Annotated in this window: 1 protein-coding gene; it reads left to right on the forward strand. The window is 70.7% G+C overall.

From position 1 onward, the window contains the following. Positions 1-4,689 (forward strand): non-ribosomal peptide synthetase (locus ABTY56_RS38385; protein ID WP_350634335.1); only part of this gene is annotated, 4,689 nt, incomplete at both ends.

The following is a 4,689-nucleotide window of genomic DNA, read 5'->3' on the forward strand; positions in this document are numbered from 1 at the left end:
TGACGACTTCTTCCGTTTCGGCGGTCACTCCCTGCTCGCGACCCGCCTGGTCAGCCGCATCCGCACCGTCCTCGATGTGGAACTCCCGATCCGCCAGCTCTTCGAGACGCCGACGGTCGCCGGCCTCGCCTCCGCCCTGGACGCCACCGAGGGCGTCACCCGGGGTGCCGTCGTCGCGGTCGTTCCGCGTCCGGAGCGGATCCCGCTGTCGTACGCGCAGCAGCGGCTGTGGTTCCTCCACCAGTTCGACGGCCCCAACGCGACGTACAACGCGCCGGTGGCGCTGCGGCTGCGCGGTTCGCTGGACCGGGAGGCGCTGCGGCTGGCCCTGGCCGACGTCGTCGCCCGCCACGAGAGCCTGCGCACCCTCTTCGTCGAGGACGCCGAGGGCGCGGGGCAGGTCATCCTTCCCGCCGACCGGGTCGAGCTGCCGCTGGACGTCGTGGAGACGGACGAGGAACAACTGGCGGAGCGCCTCGCCGAGGCCTCGGCCCACCCCTTCGACCTCGCCCACGAGATCCCGTTCCGGGCGACACTCCTCGCCCTCTCGGACACGGACCACGTCCTGCTCGTCCTGACCCACCACATCGTGAGCGATGCGTGGTCGCGCGGTCCGCTGGCGCGGGACCTGACGGCGGCCTACGCGGCGCGTGTCGCGGGGGAGGCGCCGGCGTGGCAGGAGCTGCCCGTCCAGTACGCGGACTACAGCCTGTGGCAGCGGGAGACGCTGGGTTCGGAGGACGAGCCTGGTAGTGAGATATCGCGTCAACTCGCCTACTGGGAGGGGGCTCTGGCGGGTCTGCCGGACCAGTTGGAGTTGCCGTTCGACCGGCCGCGGCCGGCGGTGGCTTCGTACCGGGGTGAGCGGATTCCGTTCGAGGTGCCGGGCGCCTTGTACGCGCGGGTCGTCGCGCTGGCGCGGGAGACGCAGTCGAGTCCGTTCATGGTGCTCCAGGCGGCGCTGGCCGCTCTGCTGACGCGGCTCGGTGCGGGGGAGGACGTGCCGATCGGCACGCCGATCGCGGGCCGGACCGACGACGCCCTCGACCAGCTCATCGGCGTGTTCATCAACACCCTCGTCCTGCGCACCGACACCTCGGGCAACCCCTCGTTCAACGAGCTGGTGGGCCGGGTCCGGGAGACCAGTCTCCGTGCCTACGCGCACCAGGACCTGCCGTTCGAGCGGCTGGTCGAGGCGGTCAACCCGGAGCGTTCGCTCGCCCGGCACCCGCTGTTCCAGGTGCTGCTGACCTTCAACAACACCGACTACCAGGGCGCCCTGGACTCGCTCGACGGACTGCCCGGCCTCACGGTCGAGCGCCGGTCGGTCGACACCTCGGCCGCCAAGTTCGACCTGGCCTTCGGCTTCACCGAGCAGTTCGACGGGCAGGGCCACGCGAACGGCCTGGCCGGCGTACTGGAGTTCGCCACGGACCTCTTCGACCAGGTGACGGCGCAGGCCTTCGTCGACCGGCTGCTCCGACTGACGGCCGCGGCAGTGGCCGCGCCCGCGGGGACCATCGGTTCCATCGACCTGCTGGATGAGGTCGAGGTGGGTTTGGTGGTGGAGGGGTGGAACGAGACGGCGTGTGAGGTGCCGGGTCGTTCGGTGGTGGAGTTGTTCGCGGAGCGGGTGGCGGTGTCGCCGGATGCGGTGGCAGTGGTTTCCGGCGAAGTATCGCTCTCCTATGCGGAGTTGGATGCGCGTGCGGAGCGGTTGGCGGGGCTGTTGGTGGCCCGTGGCGTGGTCGCGGAGCGGTTCGTTGCGGTGGCGTTGCCGAGGTCGGTGGACCTGGTGGTGGCGCTGTTGGCGGTGTGGAAGGCGGGGGCGGCGTATCTGCCGCTGGACACGGAGTATCCGGTGGACCGGCTGGCGTTCATGCTGGCCGACGCGGACCCGGTGCTGGTGCTGACCACGAGCGAACTGCTCTCCGAGCTGCCCGAGTTGGCGGTCGACTACCTGCTTCTGGATGCTCCGGAGACGGTCGAGGCGCTTGCCGCGCCGATCGACGGCGGTGTGCTGCCGGCCGTGTCCTCGGTGCCGATGGGTTCGGCGTCGGCGTATGTGATCTACACGTCGGGGTCGACGGGGCTGCCGAAGGGTGTGGTGGTTCCGCAGGGTGCGTTGGTGAACTTCGTGGTGTCGATGGCGGGTCGGTTCGGTCTGGGGGTGGGGGATCGGCTGTTGGCGGTGACGACGGTCGGTTTCGACATCGCGGGGCTGGAGTTGTTCGTGCCGTTGGTGAGTGGCGCGGCGGTGGTGGTGGCTGCTCGGGACGTGGTGCGGGATCCGGTGGCGTTGTGTGCGCTGGTGCGGTCTTCGGGTGCGTCGGTGATGCAGGCGACGCCGAGTCTGTGGCGTGCGGTGTTGGCGCAGGACGCTTCGGTGGTGGAGCGGTTGCGGGTGCTGGTGGGTGGTGAGGCTCTGCCGTCGGATCTGGCGGTGGAGTTGGCCGCTCGTGCGGTGTCGGTGGCGAACATGTACGGGCCGACGGAGACCACGGTGTGGTCGACGGTGTGGGATGTGGCGGGCGGTTCGGCGGGTTCGCCGAGGATCGGGCGTCCGATCGCGAACACGCGGGTGTATGTGCTGGACGGTGGTCTGCGTCCGGTTCCGGCGGGTGTGCCGGGTGAGTTGTACATCGCGGGTGAGGGTGTGGTGCGGGGGTACTGGCGTCGGCCGGAGCTGACGGCGGGGCGTTTCGTTGCGGATCCGTTCGGTTCCTCGGGTTCGCGGATGTATCGCACGGGTGACCTGGTGCGGTGGACGCGGGACGGGGAGCTGGAGTACCTGTCGCGGGTCGATGACCAGGTGAAGTTGCGTGGTTTCCGGATCGAGCTGGGTGAGATCGAGTCGGTGCTGGCCGTGCACGAGCAGGTGGCGCAGGCGGCGGTGCTGGTCCGGGAGGACCGGCCGGGGGACAAGCGCCTGGTGGCGTATGTGGTGCCTTCCGGGGAGGGCGGTCCGGTGGCGGCGGAGCTGCGGGCGCTGGCGGCCGGGCGGCTGCCGGAGTACATGGTGCCGTCGGCGTTCGTCGTCCTCGACGCGTTCCCGCTGACGCCCAACGGCAAGCTGGACCGTCGTGCGCTGCCGGCGCCGGAGTACGGTGCGGACTCGGTCGGTCGTTCGCCGCGCTCCCCGCGCGAGGAGATCCTGTGCGGGCTGTTCGCGGAGACCCTGGGGGTGGAGTCCGTCTCGATCGACGACGACTTCTTCCAGCTCGGCGGGCACTCCCTGCTCGCCACCCGGCTGGTCAGCCGGATCCGGTCCGTCCTGGACGTGGAACTCGCCGTACGGCAGGTCTTCGAGGCCTCCACCGTCGCCGAACTCGCCACCGCACTCGACGAGTCGGCCGTCGGTCGTCTCCCGCTGCGGGCTGTTGCCGAGCGTCCGGACCGTCTGCCGCTCTCGCTGGCGCAGCAGCGGCTCTGGTTCCTGCACCAGTTCGAGGGACCGAGCGCCACCTACAACCTTCCCGTGGCGCTGCGGCTTTCCGGTTCCCTGGACGTCGAGGCGCTCCGTGACGCGCTGGCCGACGTGGTCGCCCGTCACGAGAGCCTGCGGACCGTCTTCGCCGAGGACGCCGAGGGTCCGTACCAGATCGTCCTCGATGCCGCGCGCGCCGCCGAGACCGGACTCCGGGAGGTCACGGTTGCCGCCGACGACCTCGAAGAGGAGCTGAAGCACGCGACCAGGACGCCGTTCGACCTGACCCGTGATCTGCCGCTGCGGGCCTGGCTGTTCGAGCAGGGCGAGGAGGAGCACGTCCTGCTGGCGGTCGTCCACCACATCGCGGGCGACGCCTGGTCGATGGGGCCGCTGGCCCGCGACCTGGCCGACGCCTATGCGGCGCGCGTCGCCGGGGAGGTTCCGGCGTGGCAGGCGCTGCCGGTGCAGTACGCCGACTACAGCCTGTGGCAGCGCGAGCTGCTCGGTTCCGAGGCCGATCCGGACAGCGAGCTTTCGCGTCAACTCGCCTACTGGCAGCAGGCGCTGGCTGATCTGCCGGAGGAGCTGGCGCTGCCGTTCGACCGGCCGCGGCCGGCCACCGCCTCCTACCGGGGCGACCGGGTGACCTTCGCGTTCCCCGACGGCCTGCACGAGCGCCTGTCTGCGGTGGCGCGTGAGCAGCGGGCGAGTGTGTTCATGGTGCTGCAGGCGGCGCTGGCTGCGCTGTTGAGCCGGCTGGGTGCGGGGGAGGACATTCCGCTGGGGACGCCGATCGCGGGTCGCACCGACGATGCGCTGGACGATCTGGTCGGGTTCTTCGTCAACACGTTGGTGCTGCGGACGGACGTGTCGGGTGACCCGACGTTCGCGGAGCTGATCGAGCGGGTGCGGGCGGCTGACCTGGAGGCGTACGCGCACCAGGACCTGCCGTTCGAGCGGCTGGTCGAGGCGGTCAACCCGGAGCGCTCGCTCGCCCGGCACCCCCTCTTCCAGACCATGCTCGTCCTCAACAACACGGATCAGGGAGCGGCCTCCGCCGTCGCGTCCCTGCCCGGTCTGGCCGTGACGGGCGAGTCGGTGGAGGCCGGCTCCGCGAAGTTCGACCTCTCCTTCCGCCTGTCGGAAGGCGGAGGCGTCCTGGACTTCAGCACGGATGTGTTCGACCGGGGGACGGCGGAGGTGTTGGCGGAGCGTTTCGTGGGGGTGTTGTCCGCTCTGGTCGAGGATCCGCAGGGTCG

Origin of the sequence: Kitasatospora sp. NPDC097691, assembly GCF_040302665.1 — a bacterium.
Lineage (GTDB): Bacteria > Actinomycetota > Actinomycetes > Streptomycetales > Streptomycetaceae > Kitasatospora.